Below are 22,090 nucleotides of genomic sequence, written 5' to 3' on the forward strand. Positions count from 1 at the left end.
GGGAGGCGCTGGAGGCGACTTAGGACGTCGCGTTCACCTCAGGGTCGTCGAGATCATCGTTGTCGAGGGCGAGGGCGAGCGCGGGCTTGGGTTGCCAGCTCTGAACGATGAACGTCTCGATGCGGTGCGGCCAGCGGATGCAGGCGGCGCCGACGATGACCTTCGACAGCGCAGGGAAGAAGGTGGTCCAGCCCATGGTGAAGGCGCGCGATGCCAGGTCTTGGGATTCGAGGACGATGCCGGTCGCGGCGAGCAGTTCCGCCAGGCCGGGGATGAGCAGGTAGAGGCCGAACAGGAGGACGACGACGCCGACCGTGAGTTGACCATCGCCGGCCAGTGGCGCGACACCGACCGTGCGGTCCTTGGGCCAGAGCTTGCGGGCGACGGCGTCGGTGCGGAAGAGGAAGAGCCAGATGAGGGGGCCGTAGATGATCCAAGGGAGGCCGGCGCCCATGGCCAGGATCGCGATCTCCCGTCCTTGGAACCCTGTGCCCGTCGCTCCTGTCGATTGCATTGTCTTCACTGCATCCCAGATCGATACAGTGACCGGCAACAACTGCCAGACTCCGGCAAGTAGCCAGGCAATGAACGTAAGTCCCATGAACTTCAAGAACAGGTCACGCACGACGGGTGTTCGCATTTCGGTTGGCTCCATGGATTGGGGTGAAAGCGACGGGTGGATCATATCGCACTGTTAGCAGGTGGGGCGTGTCCGTGCGAGGTCACGCGACCGGCGGCCTAAGGCCCTCTCCCCCCGACCCCCTCCCCCAAGTCTGGGGAGGGGGAGGATGCTTGGCGAGGGTGTCGGCATGGAATACGCTTGGGGGCGTTCGAGAGTTCCTTTGGAGGACTTGATGACTGGTCCGTCGAGGAGTCGGATTCGGGGGACGCTGCCCGTTGTGGAGGCGAGCGCGCGCACGATGCGTCGCCAGCCAACGCCCGCCGAGCGCGTGCTTTGGCAGACGCTCCGAACATCGCCGTTCGGCGGTTACGGATGGCGCCGCCAGCACCCGGTCGGTCGCTTCGTTCTGGACTTCTGCTGTCCTCAACTGCGATTGGTCGTCGCGCTCGACGGCGACGTCCACATGCAACAAGCGGGCTATGACGAGGACCGAACAGCCCACTTGGCCATCCACGGCTATCACGTAATCCGCTTCGCCAACCGCGACGTCTTCGATCACCCCGAGGTCGTCATCGCAACCATCGCCTCCGCCTGCAACAAGCGTGCACCTCTCCCCCCCGCCAAGCATCCTCCCACTCCCCCAGACGGTTCTACGGGGTCCCCGCCGCACCAAAGGTGCGGTGGGGTTCGGGAGGGGGTCGGGGGGTGAGGGCCTTAGGCCGCCGGTCGCCCACCCAACCGGCAAGTCCCGTCCCTCGTGCGATTGCCGCAATCGTCCTCTGCGTTCTAGCTGTTCCCACCCACCCGAGCGACGCCGCACCCCTCGCCCCCCCCTCCTTCACCATCGACCCCACCGCCGACCGCCACCCCATCCCCCCCGACATCTACGGCCTGAACTTCGCCGACCCCGCCCTCGCCCGCGAGCTCGGCCTGACCGTCCGCCGCTGGGGCGGCAACGCCACCACGCGCTACAACTGGGAGGCCGACACCGGCAACCGCGGCAGCGACTGGTTCTTCGAGACGCTGCCGGAGGACAACGACGACCGCGCGCGCCTGCCGGACGGCTCGGCCGCCGACCGCTTCGTCGCGGAGGGCCGTGCCGCCGGCATGGACACCGTGCTCACCGTGCCGCTCATCGGCTGGACGGCCAAGGCGGGCGGTCGCTTCTGCTCGTTCAGTGTCGCCAAGCACGGCCCGCAGGAGCGCATCGACCCGTGGTGGCCGGACTGCGGCAACGGGCGCCGCCGGGACGGTACGGCGATCACCGGCAACGATCCGTCGGACGCGAACACGGTTGTCAACCCGGCGTTCGTCCGGCGCTGGGTGACCCACCTCGTCGACACGTTCGGCCCAGCGTCGCAGGGCGGCGTGCGGTACTACAACCTCGACAACGAGCCGATGCTCTGGCACGAGACGCACCGCGACGTCTTCCCGCGCGGCCTGGACTACGACGGCCTGCGCGACCGCTCGCTGGCCTACGCGGCGGCCGTCAAGGACGCCGACCCGTCAGCCAAGACGCTCGGGCCGGCGGAGTGGGGCTGGACGGGCTACTTCTGGTCCGCGCGGGATACCGAAGGCGGCGGCGACTGGTGGAACCGTGCACCCGACCGGCGGGCGCACGGCGACGTGCCGCTCGCCGCGTGGTACCTGGCGCAGCTGCGCGACGCCGAGCGATCGACGGGCCGCCGCCTGCTCGACTACTTCGACCTCCACTTCTACCCGCAAGCCGACGGCGTCGCGCTCGCGCCCGCGGGCGATGCCGCGACGCAGGCGCGGCGCCTCCGGTCGACCCGCACGCTCTGGGACCCGGCGTACCACGACGAGAGCTGGATCGACGAGCCCGTCCGGCTGATCCCGCGGATGCGCGACTGGGTCGCGGCGAACTACCCGGCACGAAGCTGGCGATCGGCGAGTACAACTGGGGGCGCTCGATCACCTTAACGGCGCGCTGGCCCAGGCCGACGTCCTCGGCATCTTCGGCCGCGAGGGCGTGGACCTGGCGACGCTGTGGGATCCGATGAAGGCCGACGAGCCGGGTGCGTTTGCGTTTCGGGCGTACCGGAACTACGACGGGGCTGGGGCGCGGTTCGGCGAAACCGGCTTGCACGTGGCCCCGCTGTCCACTGCGAACGCCGACAGCGTGTCGCTGTATGCCGCCCTGCGCGCCATCGACGACGTGATCACGTTCGTCGCTGTCAACAAGACGTCCGTCGAAGAAGTCATCACGGTCGCGGTCAAGGGTACGGCACGCCGCGGCGGACGACGCTTCGTGTACGACGGCAACGACTTGGCCCGCATCCACCGCTACGACGATGTCTATCCTGGGGGGTACCCCGAGCAGAGCGTCCAGGTGACGCTCCCTCCGATGTCCATCACGACCGTCGAGCTGTGGCCCGGCATTCCCGAGTGGACGGAGACGCCCAGGCCGACGGCAGGTGCAACATCGTCCGCGACGCCGACGCCGTCCTCGCCTGGGCCGACCGCGACGCGTCGTGATGCGACGCAGTCGCACGTCTACCTGCCGTACGGGCGGCGATGATGGCCGCACGTGCCCCGAGTCGCGCGCGGATCGCTTCGCCGACGCTGCTGTTGACCGCGACAGCTGTCGCCCCAGCTACCATCACCGCGGGACGGACGCGCTCTCAGCATCCCCGGGGATCGCACAAGTAGGACCGGCACGCGACCAACCCGACCGTGTACAGCCCCACCGCCACGCCAACCGGCGCCAGGTGCCCGAGGTCGAGGTAGCCGATAGAGACGTGGATGCCGAGCGCGGCGGCGAAGCCCGGCAGCCCGCCGATCAGGATCGTCCACCACACCCACCGCGCACCGCGGCGAAAGCCCCACAGCACCAGTCCCGCCAGCGCCAGCCCGTCGGCGACGAGCGCGCCGCCGAGGCCGGCGCGGTCATGGGCGATGAGCGGGAGGAGGCGCGGGGTGGTTGCCAGGTGCGCGGCGGTGGTGTCCATGAACACCAGATCGGTGGCGACGAAGACGCGCGAGCCCCCCAGGAACGCGATCGTCAGCCCGGCCCCGACGAGGCCGAGGGCCAACATCACGAGCGACAGCTGGCCGGTGACGGCGCGCCGCCACGCCCGGTCGTTGTGCAGATCCGGCAGCGGCACGTCGGCGGGTGACCGCGCCGGCCAGCGCCGGCCGAGGACGTAGAGCACGGCGATCACGCCAGACAGGACGGCATGCAGCGGGTCGAGGTAGCCGTGGCTCAGGAACAGGAAGAAGCTCGCCAGGCCGGCCACGGTGGACGCGCCGAGCGCACGCTCCGCCCAGTGGACGCCGCGGCGGATGCCGAACCACGCCAGCGACGTGTACAGCTGCCCGAGCGAGACCATCGTGCCGGGCAGGGAAACACGGTCGTGGGTCATGAACGCCAGCAGGCGCGGGTTGACCCCCGCCAGTGCTGTCCGGTCGAGTCCGACCCAGCGCAGGTCGTACGGGAGAACCACGGCCGTCACCGCCACCCCGCCGACGGTGATCCCGGCCACGGTCATCACGAGGCCGATGAGCACGTGGGCGATCCACCAGGGCGGGCCGTTGGATCTGCCTTTGGCCACATGGTTGGCCACGTCGTTGGCCGCGGACACTATCGCCGCATCCGATCCGACGAGCAGTGACTCGTTGATCCGCTTGGGCAACCCAGGCCCAGTGAACACCAGCCCGGCATGCAGCCCGACGAGGTCGGCGCCGGCCGCCAGCAGCGCCCGCGCATCCGCCGGCTCGATCGCCCCGTCGCCCGCGACGATCGTCGGCCTGGTGCCGAAGCGCGCGCGCAGTTGCCGCACGGTGCGCAGCGTCGCCGCCAGCGCCGGCGCGCCGATCGTGCGTTCCGGGCTGAACGGCCCGTCGACGTCAGCCGCTCGACGCCCACGTTGTGCCTCGACTTCGATGTCGACGTCCACCGCCCCATCATCCCCCGCCGTCACGCCGCCGGCGACGACGACACCGACCGCACCGGCGTCCAGCCCAAGTCCGACCAGCCGTTCGGCGACGTCCGGGCTCAAGTCCGGCGGGATCGCGATCAGCACAACGGCGTCGCGACCCGCTTCGGCGACGCATCGCGCGACCGCATCGGCCCACGCGTGGATCGTGCCCAGGCGAAAGAACGCCTCAGGCGGTTCGAGGACGAGCGCGTCGGCCAGCGGCGCGAATCGCGCGGCCAAGGCGAGTAGTTCGTCGCAGCCCGCGCGCGCCTCGAGACCCCTCGCGGCGCGCAGTCGCACCGCCAGCCGCACACCAGGCGGCGGGCGGCGGTGTGCTTGTCCAAGGTGCCAGGCAACGATGTCTGCTCCCGCCGCCGGGAGGCCGTCCGGGAAGCAGAGGACGCCGCGCCGCGGGTCGCGCAAGGGTTCCGACCGTGTCTGGGCGATGAGGGCGACCGGCCCGACCTCGATCCAGCCGATGCCGAAGCGGCCGAGTGCGGCGGGCGCGACGGCGTTCAGGTCAAGCCCGGCGCTCACGCCGACCGGGCTGGCGACCGCGCCCCCGAAGGCGATACGTCCGATCCCCTCCGGCGCGCGCAGATGACCGAGGATGTCGATGGCAGCGCGGCCACCGGGCAGCGCGGCCAGGGCGGCGATCGCATCGAGCGTGACGGTGCGCGCCTTCTCGGGCGGCAGGCGAAACAAGAGCGGGCGCAGGAGCGGCTGGTACGACCAATCGGGCATCGCTCACCTCCGAGACGGGTCCGACGGGAAAGGCAGTCCCCACATCGACCGCTGAAATCGGCGCCGCAGCAGCTCGGGCGCGGCGGCGACGGCCGCATCGCGCAGTCGACAGAGAACTGGATTCTCGATCTGGACCAGGCGGTCCATCCGAATCGAGCGCGCCGCGACGACCGCCGCTCGCCGCCGTCGCCGCCGCCCGTACGCCGCCAGCGCCGCGACGACATCGTGCCCGCCAGCCGCGATGACCTCGCCCAGCGCGACGGCATCCTCGAGCGCCTGGCACGCGCCCTGGCCGAGGCTCGGCGTCATGGCGTGCGCCGCGTCGCCCAGGAGCGCGATGCGGCCGACGGACCACGCCGGCGGCGGCGTGCAGTAGACGACGCGGTCCACGCGCACGTCGTCCGGCTGCGTCGCCGCCAGGAGCGTGCCGACCGGTGCGGGCCAGCCCGCAAGGCGCGCCGCGACGTGGGCCAGTCGATCGATCGGGAGCAGCTCGAGCGGCGCGTCGAAGCCCGCGAACCAGTAGGCCGTGTCGGGCGCCACGGCCAGCGCACCGAAACGGGCGCCGCGGCCCCAGATCACGCCGCCCTCCAGCTCGGACGCCCGATCGAGCGACACGATGGCCCGGAACGCGGTGAAGCCGGCGTCGCGCTGCCCGCCGGTTCCGAACAACGAACGACGTACCGATGAGCCGACGCCATCGGCAGCGATGACGAAGTCGGCGGTGAGCACTGTGCCATCGGCCAGCTGGACGGTGGCACGCTCGACCGCGTCGCCCGGTGTGTCGCCCCGAGCGTCGCCCGGCGTGTCGCCCTGGGTCACGCCCACGACGTGGGCGCCGCAGCGGAGGGCACCCGGCGGGAGCCCTTCGGCGAGCGCGGTCAGGAGCGCGGCGCGGCGTATGGAAAGGCTGACGTACGGCTGGCCGTTCGCGTCAGGCACGCGGATGCGTACGAGCGTGCGGCCGCGGGTGTCGCGAACGCGGTTGGACGTCTGGCGGACACCCGCCGCGCGCGCCGAGTCGCCGACGCCGAGGGCGTCTAGGGCGTGCAGGGCATTCGGCCATAGCCAGAGGCCGGCGCCGCCGGAGCGCAACGCCTCGGCCCGCTCGAGCACGGTGACGGATGCCCCGGCCCGGCTGAGGGCGATGCCCGCAGCAATGCCGCCGACGCCGCCTCCGATGACGAGAGCGGTCAGGGGGCGGGACGCTGCGAGCGGGTTGAGGCCAGCGGGGTCGGCGGTGGCGTGCATCCACTACATTGTAATGCAAGGTAGCGGTGCATCGATCGAGGGTTGGCTTGCGGCGTCCCGTCGCCGGTGCGGCTGCACGCATCCTGCAACACCACCCAACTGGCCGCCACCCGACTGGCCACATGGCCGGCGTGCCCTATCGCGCCCCCTCCTAAACTGATCGTTGCCGCGATCAGATCGCCGCACGGCCGGAACGAGCACGTGCCCGTTCCGGCCGTGCCGTGACGCGGTCCGCAACGAGGGAGGCAGTCATGACCCATTCCGTCCGCTTCGCATCCGCCCTGCTCACCGCGCTCGCCGCCACGGCCCTGGCCGTCGGCGCATGGACGGGCGATGCTTCGCGCATCTCGGCCCGACCCGCCGATGCGTTCGCACCGTCCGCACCAGCCGCACCGCTCGTGCGCGAGACCGGCCACGGCATGGGCGAGCGGCAAGTGGCCGCCGTCCATGTGTCCGGCAACACGGCGCCGACCGGAAGCACGGTCCGTCGCCCCGCCGGCGGCGACGTCGCTTCACCTGACGCCGCAGCACCCGACGCCCTTCTCGCGCCCGCCCAGAGCACGGCCCTGATCACCGAGGACTTCGAGAACACGTCCTGGCCCACCGGCACGCTGTGGCGGACGTTCGACAACAACGGCGCCGAGCATGGCGAGTACTACTGGAAGAACCGCTGCACCGGCCACCACACCGCCCGCTCGGCATGGGCGATCGGCGAAGGGGCCAGCGGGCGTTCGCTCGCTTGCGGGGCCACGTACCCCGAGAACCTCGACAGCTACATGATCTACGGTCCGTTCAGCCTCGCCGCCTACAGCAAGGCCACGCTCGAGTTCGCGTTCTGGCTGGACAGCGAGTGCCAGGGGACGAACTGCGCCACCAAGGCGGACCGGATGTGGGCCATGGCCTCGACGGACGGCACGAACTTCTACGGCGAATGGTGGGCCGGGGACTGGGCGCATGACCCCGACGCGCACCCGGGCGGCTGGAACGAGGACAGCATCAGCCTGGACGACTACGCCGGCGAGGCCCAGGTCTGGATCGCCTTCAACTTCGACAGCGACGGCACCACCGGTTTCGCCGGCGGCGCGTTCGTGGACGACGTCGTCGTGCGCGTCGAGGGCGGCTGCAGCCCGACGGCGTCGATCGTCCGCATCACCCCGACCGCACGTGCTATACTCCGGGCAGCACGATCGGCGCGTTCGTCGAGGTCGCGAACAGCGGCGGATCGCGCGAGATCGAGGCCGAGGCGACGCTCTGGAGCGGCGATGTCATCTGGGCGTCCTCCACGCAGCGCTTCACGGCGCCTGGACAGCGCGTCCTGTCGCTGGCCATTCCAGCCGACCTCTTCCCCGGCGACTACGACGTCGTCGTCCGCGTCTACGACCCCGCGGCGCCCGGCTGCACGCACGACACCAAGCGCGTGACGGTCCGCATCGACCCGACGTGCGGCACCGTCACCGCGCCCGTGCCGACGACGCCGACGCCCACGCGTCAACCGACCCCGACGCCGACGATCCAGGCGACGCTCTGCCCGGGCCAGTCCGTGTCCGAGGTGAAGAACATCAGCATCCCCGCCGCGCCCGCACGGGCCGACGTCCTGTTCGCGTTCGACACGACGAGCAGCATGGGACCGGTTCTGTCGTCCGCCAAGGCGAATGCGCTGGCGATCATGAACAGCCTGGCGACGCTGATCCCCGACATCCAGTTCGGCGTCGTCGACCTGCGCGATTACCCCGTGGCGCCCTACGGCGAGACCACCGACTGGCCCTATCGGCTCCGACAGGGGATCACGAGCAACCGCACCGGCGTCGTGAGCGCGATCAACGCCACCGCCGCCGACGGCGGCAAGGACTTCCCCGAAGCCTATTCGCGGGCGCTCTACGAGACCGGCACGGACGGTGCGATCGGCTGGCGCGCCGACACGCGCCACTTCGTGGTGATGTTCGGCGACGACGTCCCGCACGACGACAACCTTAACGCCGACATCGTCGGCCCGCTCGTGAACCCGGGTGGGACGTGGTGCGGCGACACCACGGCCGGCTGCGTCCGCGACCCCGGGCGGGACGGCCAGCCCGGCACGGCCGACGACCTGGACTTCCAGGCCGTCCTCGACCAGATGCGCGGGCACCGGACGACGCTGCTGTACGTCGTCAGCGGCGGCGGCAGCACGTCGCAGGCCAACCTCGTCCAGTACTGGAAGCAGTGGGCCCGCCGCACGAACACGGGCGGCGACGCCCTGCCGCTGGCCGACGCGTCCGCCCTGCCGGCGGCGATCCAGAACCTGATCACCGCCGCCAGCCGCCGGATCTCCCGCCTCGAGCTGCGCACCGTGCCGGCCGGCTACGAAAGCTGGCTGACCGTCACGCCGCCGGCCTACACCGACCTCGACGTCCCGCCGGGCGGCATGTCCGTGCGCTTCGACGTCGTCATCCGCGTGCCGGACGGCACCGCCCCGGCACGTACAGCTTCGCCGTCAAGGCGATCGGCGACGGCGCGGTGTACGGCGGCCAGGGCGTGACGATCCGCGTCCCGACGAACTGCAACCCAACGCCCACCGTCACCGTCACCCCGACGACGACCCGCCACCCGACCGCCACGCCGACGCCGACGACGACCCCGGTCGTCTGCCCGCCGACGCGGCCGGAGGTGACGCTCACCTGCCTGCGCCCGAACGTGATCCGCAACCCGGACTTCGAGAAGGGCCACCGCAGCTGGGGTGAGTACTCGACGCTGGGCCGCACGATCATCGACACGGACAGCGCGCTGGACGGCTTCTGGTCGGCGACGTTCTACGGCCCGCCCGGCGCGAACAGCGACGAGTGGCTCTACCAGTTCGTCGACGTCCCGCCCGACGTCACCGGCATGAGCTTCTGGGTGCAGGACGTCGGGCGCTTCGCGGCGGCCGTCAACCCGCCGCCGATCTCCGGCGGCAACTTCTTCCGTGCCTCGATCTACGACCTGACGATGGGCACCGAGCTCGTTCGTCTCTGGGAGTTCGACCCGCTGCTGCCGCTCGAGTGCGCCATCGACCCGCCTGGCTTCAACCTGGCCCCATCCCATCTCGATCTGCTGCGCGGCCGGACCGTGGCGCTCGTCTTCCGCTTCCACAAGGTCACGCCCGGCTGGCACGTCGGTGCCAAACTCGACCGCGTGAACCTGACGATCTGCCACCCCGGCCCGCCCTGCCGAGTGACGGGCGACAAGACGGCCTCCCCCGGCGAGGTGCCGCCCGGCGGCGAGGCGACCGTCACGCTCAGCCTGAGCGGCCACGACGGCACGTGCCTGCCCGAGCGCAAACCGGCCGACGTCGCGCTCGTCCTGGACGTCTCGGGCAGCATGGACGGCCAGCCGATCGTCGACGCCAAGACGGCCGCCAAAGGCTTCGTCGACCGCCTCGAGCCCGGTATCGATCAGAGCGCGCTCGTGACGTTCGCGGACTCGGGCAGCGTGAAGGCGGTCCTCGGCGCCTACGCCGGCGGCATCCGCGCCGCCATCGACGGCGTGGGCGCGGCGGGCAGCACGAACATGGCGGAAGGCCTGGCCCTCGCCCGCGCCGAGCTGGACGGCCCGCGGCACCGCGCCGCCAACGCCAAGGCGATCATCCTCCTGTCCGACGGCCACCCGAACGTCGGCGGCGACCCGCGCGCCGAGGCGGCGGCGGCCAAGGCGGCCGGCGCGCGCGTCTTCACGATCGGCCTCGGCAACGACGTCGACCCGGCCCTGCTGCGCGATGTGGCGACGTCGCCGAGCGACTACTTCTTCGCGCCGACCAGCGACCAGTTGGCGGCGATCTACCAGCAGATCTCCGGCCTCCTCGGCAGCTCGCCGGCCACCGACGTCACGATCACGGACACGCTGTCGCCGAACGTCACGCTCGTCCCGAACTCGTTCACCGGCGCGCCGCTGCCGACGGTCAGCCCGGACGGCAGGACGCTCACGTGGCGCATCCCGCGCCTCGGCCTCGAGACGATGATCTGGACGTACCGCGTCAAGCTGACGACAACCCCCGGCCTGTGGCCGACGAACGTCTCGGCGACGGCCACCTACACGGACTCGCGCGGCCAGCCGGGCTCGGTCGTCTTCCCGATCCCGCAGGTGCGCGTCCGCCCGGCCGACGTCGGCCAGCCCGAGCTGGTGTGCCGGGACCACGAGGCCGACACCGGCGCGATCCCGTCCAACCCGGGCGGCGAGCCGGTCTGGGACAGCCCGGACATCTGGGTCCGCAACAACGCCGACGGCGTCGCGACGCATCAGAACCCGCGGCTCGGTCAGTCGAACTCGATCTACGTCCGCGTCCGCAACATCGGCACCGCGCCGCTGGAGAACGTCGTCGTCCACGTCTACGACGCCGTCGGCGCCACGAGCCTGCGCTGGCCGGACGACTGGGCGCCCGAGATCGGCCGCGCCACGATCGCCCGCATCCTGCCCGGCGCGTCGGCCGTCGTCGCCGTCCCGTGGGTGCCGACGATGGCGGGCCACACGTGCTTCCTGGCGCGGATCGAGGCCGTCACCGACCCGATCCGGTTCGATGGCTGGGTGCCGTTCGACAACAACATCTGCCAGAAGAACGTGCAGGTCATGGATCCGCCGCCCAGCGGCAGCACGACGTCCGAGGGCACCACGAGCGTCGGCAACCGCAACCGCGGCCACGGCTACGGCGCGGTCCGGGTGCGGTCAGGTGACGTGCCGGCGGGCGCCAGCGGCAAGATCGTCTTCGATTCGCAGGAGCTCTTCGATCGCTGGATGTTGGCCGGCGGCGAGGCCAAGGGCGGCACGATCGACCGCGCGACGAAGTCGGTGCGCATCGGCGCGGGCGGCGGCGGCGGCCTGGCAGCCGACACGCCGATCGACGTGACGCTCGAGCGGCTGCCGTTCGAGGGCGACGAGCTGTCGGGGCTGAAGTTCGAGTTCAGCGGCCTGGGCGGCAACCCGCCCCCGACGCTGTACCTCGAGCAGATCCAGGAAGGCGCGTCCGTCGGCGGCGTGACAATTCGACCGCCGGCGCCGAATGTGCTTTATCTTCCGGTGTCCGTGCGGACGGCCGTCATCGCCGGACCGGCGGCGCAGCAGCGCTCGCCCCAACCCGACGCACCAAGGAGCAACCGATGAGCCCGGCCAAGCAGAACCTCGGCCTGCAGATCATCTTCTCGATCTTCCTCGGGCTGATGGTCATGGCGTTCATCGGCGTCGGCGTCTACACGTTCTATCCGCCGCCCGACCCGGTGGGCCAGGAGGAGCTCCAGGAGCTCTACCGGCAGCAGGAGGACGTCCAGCGGTTCAAGGACCCAACCGCCCTGACCGACGCCGAGCGCGACCGGCTGACGGAAGTCCAGGCGAAGATCCGAACCGTCGAGGATCGGCTGGCGGCCCAACGCGAGGTCTGGGGCCGCAACACGAGCATCATCCTGATCGCGTTCGCCACGCTGACGATGGCGATCTCGCTGATCCGGTCCGAACAGCTGCCCGTGATCAGCAACGGCCTGCTGCTAGGCGGCGTCTTCACGATGATCTACGGCGTCGGCTGGATCGTGGCCACGGGCACGTCGTACGCGCGGTTCTTCGTGATGACGGCGGCGCTGGCCATCACGCTCGTGCTCGCCTACGTCCGGTTCGTCTGGCGGAGACAGCTGAAGGCGGGGCAGGTGGCCGCGGGTGGTGCGGCCACAGGGAGCGGGGCGATCGGTGGCGACGGCGGCGCGATCGAGGAACGGCTCGCGGCGATCGAGCAGCGGCTGGCGGCGGTGGGGGCGGCGTTGATGGGGCCGAAGTCACAGTAGGGGATTGGATTGCGCTGCCTGGCCCGGGGCATACCGAGCGGACGGGCTAGGCAGCGACACCCGTTACCGTACTGCCTGATCGGTCCAGCTCATCTGCCAACGGTGCGTGAAACGCGCGGGGCCAATGCCAGCCCACCCGTCCAAGGACGGGATCACGATTCTTCGCTTCCCGCCCCGTGGCACAGGATCGAAGCAGTAGTTAATGATCGTACCGCCGATCAGCGGGTACGCGCCGTCGTGCCGGCGGATGGACCACACGACGTCGTCGTCGAACGGCGGATCATGCGTCGTCAAGCGCGGCAGGCGCAAGCCGTCGGATGACATGAACTTGGCTCTCCGCATCCAGACGGTCTGGGCCGGGAACGTGCACGGCGGCTCATCGTGGGCGGCGAAGTCACGACCAGTCGTGAGGTCGTTCAACCATGCTGCGGGATACCAGTTCTCTTGAAGTCCTCGATTGAACGTGGGGGCCCAAAGCGACTGCCCGACCGCATCGCCGAGGTATGCGCCCATCGTCAGGGTATACGGCGTGCCGTCTGTCGCTCCCCACGCGACCTCCCGCATGCCCGCGGGTTGTTCCCCGGTCTCCACCGCGGCCGGATCGTATGTAACGAGCACCCGCACAACCGTTCGAAGTGGGCTGTCAGTCACATCGAGCAGTTGCACGATGATTCCCTGACGCTGATCCGTCAGCGGCGGCAGCGTGCGAGGCGAGGGGTAATCCTGTTCCGCCCGCAGTGCGTCGAGTCGGTCGAATGCCAGCGGGAACGACACTTCCATGCTGTGCTCGAACTCGCTCCTACCGTCCGGATGGATCGTCTGCTTCACGCCCCCGCGATGTGTGGAGAGGGTGAAGTGCAGCGTGGCGGCATCGAGGCGGCGCGGCACGTCGGTGAACATCAGGTGCACGAGGTTGTCGGGTGGGGGTTCCCGCTCCGGATCCTGCCAGTGGGGAACCGGAGGATCGCCCTCCTCTTTATGAGTCGTGACACCGTCCGTGCGCGCCTCGACCTTGCCGTTCTCGTTCGTCCACCTCAGCGATCCATGGCGGACGGTGACCTCGTCCATCACGTCGAGTGGTTGTCCAGCTGCGGTATCGAGGGCGATCGCAACGATCAGCCGATCCGCCTCGTGCCACGCCTGGACCAGGCGAGCCCGGGTGCCGTCCGGCATGTCCAGTTCGATCGGCAGCTTCGGGACGCCGAACTGCTCCGGTCGGCTGAGGTCACGGAACCCGACGAACGGAACGTAGCCGACACGAGGCGCCACCGGCTGCAACGGCAACATCGCCCTCACCTTGCCGAACCAGCTCGCGCCGCTCAAGCCGCCCAGCGCGGCGACCGCGAGCCCGACGCCCAGCGTCGCGGTCACCGCCGCCGCCCACGCCAACCCCAGGGCGCGGGTGTGCGTTCCGCGTGTACGGGGTGCGAGGCGTGGAAGGGATCGCGCATCTCCAGCGCCGGCATCGAGGCGCTGCGCGATCTGCGCTTGGATGCGCGCCACCTCGTCCGCCGTCGGGCCGAGCGCCGCGTAGTGCGCTTCGAGCCGGCGCGCCACGCCCGCCCGCGGCTGCGTGTCGGCCAGCGGATCGTCGAATTCGTTCATCGTGAGGTCTCCTGCAGATCCAGTGCGACAGCCAGTCGATCGAGCACCCGCCGCAGCGCCATCTTCGTCGCGGCCTCCGAGCGGCCGGTCAACGCTCCGATCTCCGCAAACGGCAGGCCCGCGCCGAAGCGCATCGAAACGAGGTCCCGCTCGCGCGGGGCGAGGGCGGCGAGCGCGGCTGCCAGACGCCCGGCCTCGACGGCGTCGCGTCCATCGCCCGGGTCGCCGGCCATCCGGTCGGTGGCCTGCTCGGCATCCGGCCGCGCAGCCAGCGGGATGAGTCGGCGATGGTGACGCCAGTGGTCGGCCACCTTGCGGCGCGCGATTCCGACGAGCCACGCGCCGAACGGTCCGTCGCCGCGGAAGCGCGGCAGCGCAACAAGCGCATCGGCGAACGTGTTGGCGGTCGCCTCGGCGGCGGCATCCGGGTCCCGCAGTTGGCCGCGGCAGTAGCGATAGACGGCGTCGACGTGGCGGAGGTAGAGCGGGGCGAAGGCGGTGCGGTCGGCCAGAGCGGCCGCCACGAGGACGTCGTCGCCGCGCGTGTCGGCAACCGCGGCTGCCGGCGGGCCGGCCGGCGCCGGGTGAAGCGGCGCGTCGCGATGGGGTGCGATGAACACGTGGGCGGTGGGCATGGGGCAACTCGGCTTGGGCGGCTCGGCTTGGGTGGCTCGGCTTGGAGATGGGCACGCGCAGACGGTCGGTTTCATGAGGTTGTCGGCGGGCACCGTCGAAAGGTAACACGTTGGACGCCCACGGGTGCCGCGGCCCCCGAGTGCCCGTTCGCACGGCCGCACGCGGGGGAGAGGCGCGTGGCGTCGTCGCGACGCTTCGCCTATGCTACGGCGGACACGTACGCTGGCACCCTGGCTGTTGCCCATCATGGCTCCTTGGAGAAGAAACAATGGCCACGACCCGATCGTCCACGATCCTCGCCGGAACGCTCATCGCGACCGCGCTGGCGGTACTCGCCGTGCTGGCCCCGCCACGCGATCTCGCCACCGCCGGACCCGCCCTCCAAGTCCGCCCGTCGCCCACCGTACCCAACCAGCCGACGCCGACCGCCACGCCGTGGTCGATGCCCGGTGTCGGCGTGTCCGGCCTGCCGGCGTGCGGATCGTCCGGCGGGGTGCGGTCGCCGAAAGAAGCGGTCGAGGACGGCGAGGCGTTCACTGTCACCATCGAGATTCGGATCACCTGCCCGGCCGAGCTGGCCGATCGCACCGTCGTCCTCTTCGTCGGGACGCGCACGGCCCGGCAGCTTGCCGCGCTCCGCGCCGCGCTCGTTCGCACCATCGACCAGCTCTCGGAAGCCGGTGTCGGACGGGTAGCCGTCGTGCGGGCCGAGGGGCCGATGATCGGATCACGTGGCACAGCGATCCCGACGAGCTGGCCGCTCTGCGCGCAGATCTCGCCGTCCTGCCCGCCGCCGGTCCGGCGCCGGCTGTACGCTGGGTGACGCGGATGGAGGTTGCCAGCGCGGCCCTGTTGGCCGACCCCACCCGGCGACCGATGCTCATCTTGTTCGACGGCACTGCGGGCGATACGGCGCCCGACGAGCTCTGGCCGATCACGCACCGCGTGCTGCTCGATCTCCGCGAGGTCGAGGCGGGAACCGCCTTGGTGCTCGATCTGTCGCCGACGGCGTGGCTGCGGACCAAAGTGATCAGTACCATCGGCGGCAGCGCCCACGTCCGGGTGGCTGCCGTCCGTCCCGACCATGCTGCCGACCTGCCGGTCTTCGCCTGGCGCACGCTGGCGAGCCTCGGCGGCCCGGTCACCGGCTGGCAGGTGCAGGCCGGCTTGAGCGGTGATCTCCAGCTGCGCGAGCCCGACGCTCCCTACATCTGGCGCGGCCGCGCCCACAGCACGACCGTCGACATCCGGCTGCCGTTCCCGGTGGTCGCCCGCTACGCGTCCGGACGAGCTCAGTTCAACGCCGGCAGCGTCCTGTTGACGCGCCGCGGACCGCTCAACGAGTCGGTCTACGGCGGGAATCCCGGCATGGTCTGCGTCTACCCGACCGGCCGCCCCGAAGCGTGCGCGCCGCCTACCGAGTTCGTCCCGCCGACGCGGACCGCCACCGCCACGCCCAACGGCACGCCCACCGGCTCGCCGACGCCGCGCCCGACGCGCCCACCGGTGCCCACGCCGTTTCCCGATTGGAACTACGTCGAGCCTGTGCAGTGCGCCGTGACCGGAGCGCACGCGCTGACGGGGCCGGACGTACCGCTCGGCTCGGTCGTGACCGACACGCTGACCGTGCGGTTCACGTGCCCGCAGCTTCTGCGCGACCGTCGGGCGTCGGTCGTCATCGGCGCGCTGGAAGCGAGGTTGATGCCGAACATGCGCACGGCGCTGCGCCAGCTCGGCCTCGTGCTGGCGGGCGCCGGCGAGACCGACATTGCGCTGCACATCGTCGGCGATCCGGCGCGGGCGACGTTCACCGTGCCCCGCGACGCGGCGGCTTACGAAGCGGCGGTCAACGAACTCGCCGGCCGGCCGGCAGGCGATGCGGCGACGTGGCGGACGGCGCTGGCCGGCGCGGTCGACGACGCCCTGACCGCATCGCCCGGCCGCCGGCCGATCGTCGTCCTGCTCGACGGCGGCGCACCGGCCGACGATCCGGCGGCGGCCGTCGCGGCGCTCGGCGAAGCGATCGCCCGCGTTCGGGCCGCAGACGGGATCGTGCTCCTCTTCGACGTCTCGCCCGACGCCTGGCTCCGGTCTCCCGCCGAGGCCGCCGGCATTCACAGCGCGTCGGTCGTCTACTTCCGGCCGTTCGGCGCGCTGGCCGAGCAGCTGTCGAGCAACATCTACCTCTGGGCCGCTTCGGCCAACGAACCGATCCACTACTGGGAAGCCGCGACCCACTTCCCGACGCTCCTCGACGTGGACGATCGCCTCGTCGACCCGCCTGCCCTCGGATCCAACGCGCTCGGCGCGACGTGGAGCGGCGCGGCCGACGGCCATGAGCTGACGCTGCGCCTGTCCGTCGCCGGACGTCCGATGGCGCCGGTCGTCGACACGTCCTTCCTCACGACGCTGCGTATCTATCGCGGTCCGACCTCCTCCTACGAAGAACGCTATTGGTCGGCGCCGCTCTGCGCCCACCCGGCAGCGGATCCGTTGTGGTGCGCGCTGGCACAGGGCACGTTGCGGCAGGTGTTCCTGCCGTGGGCACTGCGCATGCCATAGCCGGACTGGCCACCTGGCCCATCCACCCATCCCCATCGGGCGATAGCGGCGCCCGGCCCGTCGTGCTATCCTCCGCCGCGGCGCAACGTCCCCACCGTTCGTCACGACGATTCGTGCATTCCGTAAGACTCGCGACTGCACGCACGGCCATGAGTGCGGCCGTGGATGCGGACGGATGGGGGCCTATGATCGTTCGCCACCTCACCCAGCGCCGGCTGCGCAGCGCGCTGACCGTGCTGGGCATCGCGCTCGGCATCGCGGCCATCGTCGTGCTCACAGCGGTGGCCGGCGGTTTGGCCAGCGGCTTCGGCGACCTGTTCGGGGGCTCGGATGCGGACCTGACCGTCACGCAGGCCGAGGCGTACGACCCGTTCATCAGCAGCCTGGACGCGCAGGACGGGGAGATCATCCGAGCACAGCCGCAGGTCGCCGATGTGGCCGGCATCCTCTACAGCGCGATCCCGCTCGGCGACATCCCGTTCTTCGTCGTGTTCGGCTACGAGCCGGACCGCTACGCCATCGCCCACTTCAAGGTGACCGAGGGGCGCACGCTGAAGGACGACCGCGAGATCCTGCTGGGCCAGGGCGCGGCGCGGAACCTGAAGCGGGGCGTGGGCGACAGCGTGAGTATCGCCGACAACGCCTATCGCGTCGTCGGGCTCTACGAGACCGGACAGTCGTTCGAGGAGGCGGGCGGCGTGATGACGCTCGCCGACGCGCAGGCCCTGTTCAAGCGGCCGCGGCAGGTAAACCTGTTCCAGGTGAAGCTGCGCACGCCCGACCAGGCCGCGGCGCTCCGCGACCGGCTCGCCCAGCGGCTGCCGCAGGCCCGCGTCACGCTCGGGACCGGGGCTGGGCAGCGGCTCGAGATCTACGCGATGCTCGAGGCGTTCGCCCTGGCGATCGGCCTCATCGCCGCCCTCGTCGGCGGGCTGGGCATGATGAACACGATCTTCATGGGCGTCTTCGAGCGCGTCCGCGACATCGGCGTCCTGCGGGCGCTTGGGTGGCGGCGGCGGCAAGTGGTGTGGATCATCGTCGGCGAGGCGTTGCTCCTCAGCGGCACGGGCGGCGTGTTCGGCGCGGTCATCGGCTGGTTGTCGCTCCTCGCGCTCAACCGCCTGCCGGCGTTCAGCAGCATGGTTGTTGCGTCGATATCGCCCTCTACGTTCGTCCAGGCCGGCATCGTCGCGTTCGGCATGGGCATCGTCGCCGCCTGGGTGCCCGCCGCCTGGGCCTCGCGCCTGCCGCCGATCGAGGCGCTCCGCTATGAGGGCGGCGTCGGCGGCGCGCGGCCGATCGCCTCGTGGGCCACGCGGCTGCCGACGGTGGCGCGCGACCTGATGCGGCGGCGCGGGCGGACGGGGCTGACGGCCGGCGGCATCGCGATCGGCGTCATGATCGTCGTCCTGCTCGACGGGCTGACGCAGGGCGTTTCGGCCCAGTTCAACCAGCTGATGGGCGAGGGCAGCTCCGACCTCGCCGTCGCCCAAGCCGACTTGGCCGACCTCAGCCTGAGCACGCTGGACGCCTCGATCGGCCAGCGCGTGGCGACGATGCCGGACGTCGAGGCCGTGGCCGGGATGGTCATGGGCTTCGTCAGCTCGCCGGAGATCCCGCTCCTCATCGTCTTCGGCCTGGCGCCGGGCGAGTTCGTCGTGGATCAGTTTGCCGTCGTCGAGGGCCGCCGCCCGACGGCGCGCGGCGAGGCGATGCTCGGACGGCCGGCGGCAGACAGCAACCGCAAACGCATCGGTGACGTCGTGCGGATCAGCGGACGTCCCTTCAAGATCGTCGGGCTATACGAGACCGGCGTCGGCTACCAGGACACCGGCGCCGTCATCGACCTGCGCGAGGCGCAGGACCTGTTCGAGAAGCCGCGCCAGGTCAGCTTCTACCAGATCCGCCTGCGCCGGCCCGAGGCGGCCGCGACCGTGATGGCCGAGATCGAGCGCCGTTTTCCGGAGGCGGCCGTGTCGCGCTCGTCCGAACTCGTCGACGATACCGCGGACTTCCAACGCATGGCGACGATCATGAACGCGCTCTCGTCCATCGCCGTCCTCGTCGGCAGCGTCGGCGTCGTGAACACGATCCTGATGAGCGTGCTCGAGCGGACACGTGAGATCGGCGTGCTGCGGGCGGTCGGTTGGCGGCGGCGGCGCGTGATCGGCCAGATCGCCACGGAGTCGCTCCTCCTCGGGGCGGTCGGCGGCGTGATCGGCACGGTGCTCGGGGTGATCCTGCTGGCGCTGATGGCCTTCGTCCCGTCGCTGGGCGCGATGCTCGCCGGGGCGTACACGCCGAGCGTGTTCATCAAGGCGGCCGTCGTCTCGCTCGGGCTCGGCGCTTTGGGGAGCATCTACCCGGCGTGGCGGGCGAGCCGGATCGCGCCGGCGGAGGCGCTGCGGTATGAGTAAGACGAAGCACGACGAGCGATCAAATTCGCTCGATTTTGATCACCAGGAGATCGACTGATGACCGCACTCCTCGACAAGCGCTATCGCCCGTGGTGGATCGCCGCCGCCGTCGTCGCGCTGATCGCCGTGCTCTTCTCGGGCGGCCGCGCCTGGCAGGCCGCCCGCGCCCCGGCGCCGACGCCGACGCCGGACACCGCCGCGGACACCGTCGTCTGGGCGTCGGGCAAGGTCGTGCCGGTGCGGCGGGCCACGCTCTCGTTCGGGACGGCAGGGCGGCTGGTGGGCTTCAGCGTGATGGAGGGCGACACGATCACCGCCGGCGACCCGGTGGCGTTCCTGGACGCACCCGAACTCGAGGCGCAGCTGGCGCAGGCCGAGGCCGGGCTGGCGCTGGCCGAGGCGCAGCGCGACGTGATCCGCGCCGGCGCGGCGCCCGAGGACGTCGCCGTCGCCGACGCCGCCGTGCAGGCGGCGCAGGCGCAGCTGGCGGCGGCGGGCGCGGCGGGCGATCAGGCCGGCGCGGCGCTCCAGCGCGTCTCGTCCGGCGCGGACACCGAGCACGCGCTGGCCCGGATCGCACTCGACCAGGCCAAGGACGAGCTCTACGGCGCGCAGTCCCGGCGCGACACGATCGGCGGCCAGCACGACCGCAAGGAGGTCGGCCAGCCGGAGTTCGACACCGCCAAGGCGGGCGTCCTCGTGGCAGCCGACGGCGTCCGCGCCGCCGAGGCCCGCCTGGCGGCGCTCGACGGCGGCGCGACCGACGCCACGCGCGCCGAGGCACAGGCCGCCGCCCGCCGCGCCCGCGCCGAAGCCGAGGTGGCGCGCGCGGCGCTGCGGCAGGCGGAACTGAAGGCGAACCAGCTCAAGGCGGGCGCGCGCCCCGAGGTGCTCGCCGTGGCCGAGGCCGACGTCGCGCGGGCGCGGGCCGCCCTCGACGCGGCCCGCGCCATCCAGGCCCAGACGTTGTTGCCCGCACCGTTCGACGGCACCGTCGGCGCGCTCCTGTTCCAGCCGGGCGAGCGCGTCCTGCCCGGCCAAGCCGTGGCGGTCATCGGCAGCCTGGATGCGCTGCGGATCGAGACGACGGACCTGCGCGAGACCGACGTGGCGCGCGTGCAGATCGGCCAGCCGGTCGACGTGACGTTCGACAGCCTGCCGGACGTGCGCATTGCGGGCCGCGTCGACTACCTGGCGCCGATGGCCGCGACCGGCCAGGGGGGCACGAGCTACGCCGTCTGGGTGGACCTGGATCGACCCGATCCGCGGGTACGCTGGGGGATGACGGCGTTCGTCAACATCCAGGTCGCGCCGTGACGATGTCGGACGGCGCCCCGCCCTGGGTCGTCGAGGCCGTCGGCCTGACGCGGGTCTTCCCCGACGCCGTGGCCGTGCGCGCGCTGGACGGGGTCGACGTGCGGATCGCCCGCGGCGAGTTCGTGGCGATCATGGGGCCGTCGGGCAGCGGCAAGTCGACGCTGCTGCACCTGGTGGGGGCGCTCGACCGGCCAACGGAGGGTGTGATCCGCGTCGACGGTCAGGACTTGGCCGCGGTGACCGACCTCGACCGCTTCCGAGCGCGCTCGATCGGCTTCATCTTCCAGATGCACAACCTGCTGCCCACGCTCACCGCCGCCGAGAACGTCGGCGTGCCGATGCAGGGCATCGGGGTGCCGGCCGCGATCCGGCGAACGCGGTCGCTCGAGCTGCTCGACTCCCTTGGGCTCGGGCACTTGGCCCACCGGCTGCCGAACCAGCTCTCGGGCGGCCAGCGCCAGCGCGTGGCGGTGGCCCGGGCGCTGGCCAACGACCCGGCGCTCATCCTGGCCGACGAGCCGACCGGCAATCTGGACTCGACATCCGGCGGCGAGGTCGTGAAGCGGTTCCAATCCCTGGCCCACGAGCACGGCAAGACGATCGTCCTGGTGACGCACGACCCCGTGGTGGCGCTGGCGGCGGGTCGGATCATCACGCTGCGTGACGGGCGGATCGACCAAGACGAGCAGGTCGACGAGGCGTACGTCAACCAGTTGAACGCGCTGCGCCCGACGCCGCTGGGCCGGCTGCTGTTCGGCGAGCGGCCGGTGGCCGGTTCGTCGTTGGCCGATGCATCGCAGCCGCCGGCCCAGCGTTTGGGATGATGTCGAAGCCCCTCCCGAGGAGGGGCCCGGCTATCTGGCCCGGCGGATCAGACGCAAGACAATGAGCAGCAGGATCGCGCCGACGGTGGCGACGATGATCTGGCCGAACAGCCCCGCGGGCAGCCCAAGGTTCAGCTGCGGGAGCAACCAGCCGCCGATGAACGCGCCGACGATCCCGATGATGATCGTCTCGAGCAGCCCGCCGGCGTAGCCGCCGACGACGGCCTGGCCGAGCCAGCCGGCGATCGCGCCGATGACGATCCAGATGAGCACGGTCTGCAGATCCATGGCCTACCTCCAAGTGTGCGTTTGCCTCGACGGCCAGCTGCGGCGGGCCGTCGTCGGGCACGATACCACCGGCGGATGCGGCGCGCCAGCGTCGCGGCAGCGCTGGGCCGCG

The 22,090-nt window shown here is 71.4% G+C and carries 18 protein-coding genes; 12 read left to right on the forward strand and 6 right to left on the reverse strand.

Features of this window, described 5'->3' with window-relative positions; genetic code table 11:
- Window positions 1-19: 19 nt before the first annotated feature.
- Complete coding sequence (locus IPG72_14540; protein MBK6770197.1) at window positions 20-685, reverse strand: hypothetical protein; 666 nt, start codon at window positions 683-685, stop codon at window positions 20-22.
- 169 nt (window positions 686-854) lie between these two features.
- On the opposite strand from IPG72_14540, the gene IPG72_14545 reads away from it, so the two are divergent.
- From IPG72_14545 to IPG72_14555, 3 genes are read left to right on the forward strand one after another with little or no spacing between them, the layout of a single operon-like run.
- Complete coding sequence (locus IPG72_14545) at window positions 855-1,331, forward strand: DUF559 domain-containing protein (GenBank protein MBK6770198.1); 477 nt, start codon at window positions 855-857, stop codon at window positions 1,329-1,331.
- The gene (locus tag IPG72_14550; protein ID MBK6770199.1) at window positions 1,328-2,563 is read left to right on the forward strand and encodes a glycoside hydrolase family 44 protein; all 1,236 of its coding nucleotides are present in this window, start codon (window positions 1,328-1,330) and stop codon (window positions 2,561-2,563) included. Before IPG72_14545 ends, IPG72_14550 begins: the two co-directional genes overlap by 4 nt.
- Window positions 2,564-2,612: 49 nt before the next feature.
- The gene (locus tag IPG72_14555) at window positions 2,613-3,161 is read left to right on the forward strand and encodes a hypothetical protein (protein ID MBK6770200.1); all 549 of its coding nucleotides are present in this window, start codon (window positions 2,613-2,615) and stop codon (window positions 3,159-3,161) included.
- Window positions 3,162-3,264: 103 nt separating this feature from the next.
- Here the strand turns inward: IPG72_14555 and IPG72_14560 are convergent, their stop codons facing one another.
- The gene (locus tag IPG72_14560) at window positions 3,265-5,304 is read right to left on the reverse strand and encodes a hypothetical protein (protein ID MBK6770201.1); all 2,040 of its coding nucleotides are present in this window, start codon (window positions 5,302-5,304) and stop codon (window positions 3,265-3,267) included.
- 3 nt (window positions 5,305-5,307) lie between these two features.
- The gene (locus IPG72_14565; protein MBK6770202.1) at window positions 5,308-6,555 is read right to left on the reverse strand and encodes an FAD-dependent monooxygenase; all 1,248 of its coding nucleotides are present in this window, start codon (window positions 6,553-6,555) and stop codon (window positions 5,308-5,310) included.
- Between the two features lie 251 nt (window positions 6,556-6,806).
- Here IPG72_14565 and IPG72_14570 point away from each other — a divergent pair, with 251 nt between their 5' ends.
- From IPG72_14570 to IPG72_14585, 4 genes are read left to right on the forward strand one after another with little or no spacing between them, the layout of a single operon-like run.
- The gene (locus IPG72_14570; GenBank protein ID MBK6770203.1) at window positions 6,807-7,976 is read left to right on the forward strand and encodes a hypothetical protein; all 1,170 of its coding nucleotides are present in this window, start codon (window positions 6,807-6,809) and stop codon (window positions 7,974-7,976) included.
- A complete protein-coding gene (locus IPG72_14575) occupies window positions 7,973-9,070 on the forward strand; it encodes a VWA domain-containing protein (protein ID MBK6770204.1) in 1,098 nt (365 codons plus the stop codon). Before IPG72_14570 ends, IPG72_14575 begins: the two co-directional genes overlap by 4 nt.
- A complete protein-coding gene (locus IPG72_14580) occupies window positions 9,067-11,661 on the forward strand; it encodes a VWA domain-containing protein (protein MBK6770205.1) in 2,595 nt (864 codons plus the stop codon). Before IPG72_14575 ends, IPG72_14580 begins: the two co-directional genes overlap by 4 nt.
- Window positions 11,658-12,329, forward strand: coding sequence for a hypothetical protein (locus IPG72_14585; protein ID MBK6770206.1), 672 nt, complete (start codon window positions 11,658-11,660; stop codon window positions 12,327-12,329). The genes IPG72_14580 and IPG72_14585 overlap by 4 nt, the downstream gene beginning before the upstream one ends.
- 63 nt (window positions 12,330-12,392) lie before the next feature.
- On the opposite strand, the gene IPG72_14590 is transcribed toward IPG72_14585, so the two are convergent.
- Together IPG72_14590 and IPG72_14595 are read right to left on the reverse strand one after the other, a co-directional pair.
- Window positions 12,393-13,934, reverse strand: coding sequence for a hypothetical protein (locus IPG72_14590; GenBank protein ID MBK6770207.1), 1,542 nt, complete (start codon window positions 13,932-13,934; stop codon window positions 12,393-12,395).
- The gene (locus tag IPG72_14595; protein ID MBK6770208.1) at window positions 13,931-14,569 is read right to left on the reverse strand and encodes a sigma-70 family RNA polymerase sigma factor; all 639 of its coding nucleotides are present in this window, start codon (window positions 14,567-14,569) and stop codon (window positions 13,931-13,933) included. The genes IPG72_14590 and IPG72_14595 overlap by 4 nt, the downstream gene beginning before the upstream one ends.
- A 269-nt stretch (window positions 14,570-14,838) precedes the next feature.
- On the opposite strand from IPG72_14595, the gene IPG72_14600 reads away from it, so the two are divergent.
- The 5 genes from IPG72_14600 (at window position 14,839) to IPG72_14620 (ending at window position 21,690) form a co-directional block, all read left to right on the forward strand.
- On the forward strand, window positions 14,839-15,393 hold the full coding sequence (locus tag IPG72_14600) for a hypothetical protein (protein ID MBK6770209.1): 555 nt from the start codon (window positions 14,839-14,841) through the stop codon (window positions 15,391-15,393).
- A gap of 5 nt (window positions 15,394-15,398) precedes the next feature.
- Window positions 15,399-17,132 carry a hypothetical protein gene (locus IPG72_14605; GenBank protein ID MBK6770210.1) on the forward strand — a complete coding sequence of 578 codons (1,734 nt, stop codon included), beginning with the start codon at window positions 15,399-15,401 and terminating at the stop codon, window positions 17,130-17,132.
- A 185-nt stretch (window positions 17,133-17,317) separates the two neighbouring features.
- The gene (locus tag IPG72_14610; GenBank protein MBK6770211.1) at window positions 17,318-19,549 is read left to right on the forward strand and encodes an ABC transporter permease; all 2,232 of its coding nucleotides are present in this window, start codon (window positions 17,318-17,320) and stop codon (window positions 19,547-19,549) included.
- Between the two features lie 57 nt (window positions 19,550-19,606).
- A complete protein-coding gene (locus tag IPG72_14615; GenBank protein ID MBK6770212.1) occupies window positions 19,607-20,866 on the forward strand; it encodes an efflux RND transporter periplasmic adaptor subunit in 1,260 nt (419 codons plus the stop codon).
- 2 nt (window positions 20,867-20,868) lie between these two features.
- Entirely contained in the window at window positions 20,869-21,690 is an 822-nt protein-coding gene (locus IPG72_14620) for an ABC transporter ATP-binding protein (protein MBK6770213.1), read from the forward strand.
- Between the two features lie 30 nt (window positions 21,691-21,720).
- On the opposite strand, the gene IPG72_14625 is transcribed toward IPG72_14620, so the two are convergent.
- Window positions 21,721-21,978 carry a GlsB/YeaQ/YmgE family stress response membrane protein gene (locus tag IPG72_14625; GenBank protein ID MBK6770214.1) on the reverse strand — a complete coding sequence of 86 codons (258 nt, stop codon included), beginning with the start codon at window positions 21,976-21,978 and terminating at the stop codon, window positions 21,721-21,723.
- Between the last annotated feature and the right edge of the window lie 112 nt (window positions 21,979-22,090).

The sequence above is a fragment of the Candidatus Avedoeria danica genome (assembly GCA_016703025.1).
Classification (GTDB): Bacteria; Chloroflexota; Anaerolineae; order Epilineales; family Epilineaceae; genus Avedoeria; species Avedoeria danica.

What these genes read in the sequence shown, in the direction of transcription:
- IPG72_14615 (MBK6770212.1), top strand. Translation starts at nt 19,607, where the DNA reads ATGACCGCACTCCTCGACAAGCGCTATCGCCCGTGGTGGATCGCCGCC.
- IPG72_14545 (MBK6770198.1), top strand. Translation starts at nt 855, where the DNA reads ATGACTGGTCCGTCGAGGAGTCGGATTCGGGGGACGCTGCCCGTTGTG.
- IPG72_14565 (MBK6770202.1), bottom strand. Translation starts at nt 6,555, where the DNA reads ATGCACGCCACCGCCGACCCCGCTGGCCTCAACCCGCTCGCAGCGTCC.
- IPG72_14560 (MBK6770201.1), bottom strand. Translation starts at nt 5,304, where the DNA reads ATGCCCGATTGGTCGTACCAGCCGCTCCTGCGCCCGCTCTTGTTTCGC.
- IPG72_14620 (MBK6770213.1), top strand. Translation starts at nt 20,869, where the DNA reads ATGTCGGACGGCGCCCCGCCCTGGGTCGTCGAGGCCGTCGGCCTGACG.
- IPG72_14610 (MBK6770211.1), top strand. Translation starts at nt 17,318, where the DNA reads ATGATCGTTCGCCACCTCACCCAGCGCCGGCTGCGCAGCGCGCTGACC.
- IPG72_14540 (MBK6770197.1), bottom strand. Translation starts at nt 685, where the DNA reads ATGATCCACCCGTCGCTTTCACCCCAATCCATGGAGCCAACCGAAATG.
- IPG72_14605 (MBK6770210.1), top strand. Translation starts at nt 15,399, where the DNA reads ATGGAGGTTGCCAGCGCGGCCCTGTTGGCCGACCCCACCCGGCGACCG.
- IPG72_14585 (MBK6770206.1), top strand. Translation starts at nt 11,658, where the DNA reads ATGAGCCCGGCCAAGCAGAACCTCGGCCTGCAGATCATCTTCTCGATC.
- IPG72_14600 (MBK6770209.1), top strand. Translation starts at nt 14,839, where the DNA reads ATGGCCACGACCCGATCGTCCACGATCCTCGCCGGAACGCTCATCGCG.
- IPG72_14570 (MBK6770203.1), top strand. Translation starts at nt 6,807, where the DNA reads ATGACCCATTCCGTCCGCTTCGCATCCGCCCTGCTCACCGCGCTCGCC.
- IPG72_14625 (MBK6770214.1), bottom strand. Translation starts at nt 21,978, where the DNA reads ATGGATCTGCAGACCGTGCTCATCTGGATCGTCATCGGCGCGATCGCC.
- IPG72_14595 (MBK6770208.1), bottom strand. Translation starts at nt 14,569, where the DNA reads ATGCCCACCGCCCACGTGTTCATCGCACCCCATCGCGACGCGCCGCTT.
- IPG72_14590 (MBK6770207.1), bottom strand. Translation starts at nt 13,934, where the DNA reads ATGAACGAATTCGACGATCCGCTGGCCGACACGCAGCCGCGGGCGGGC.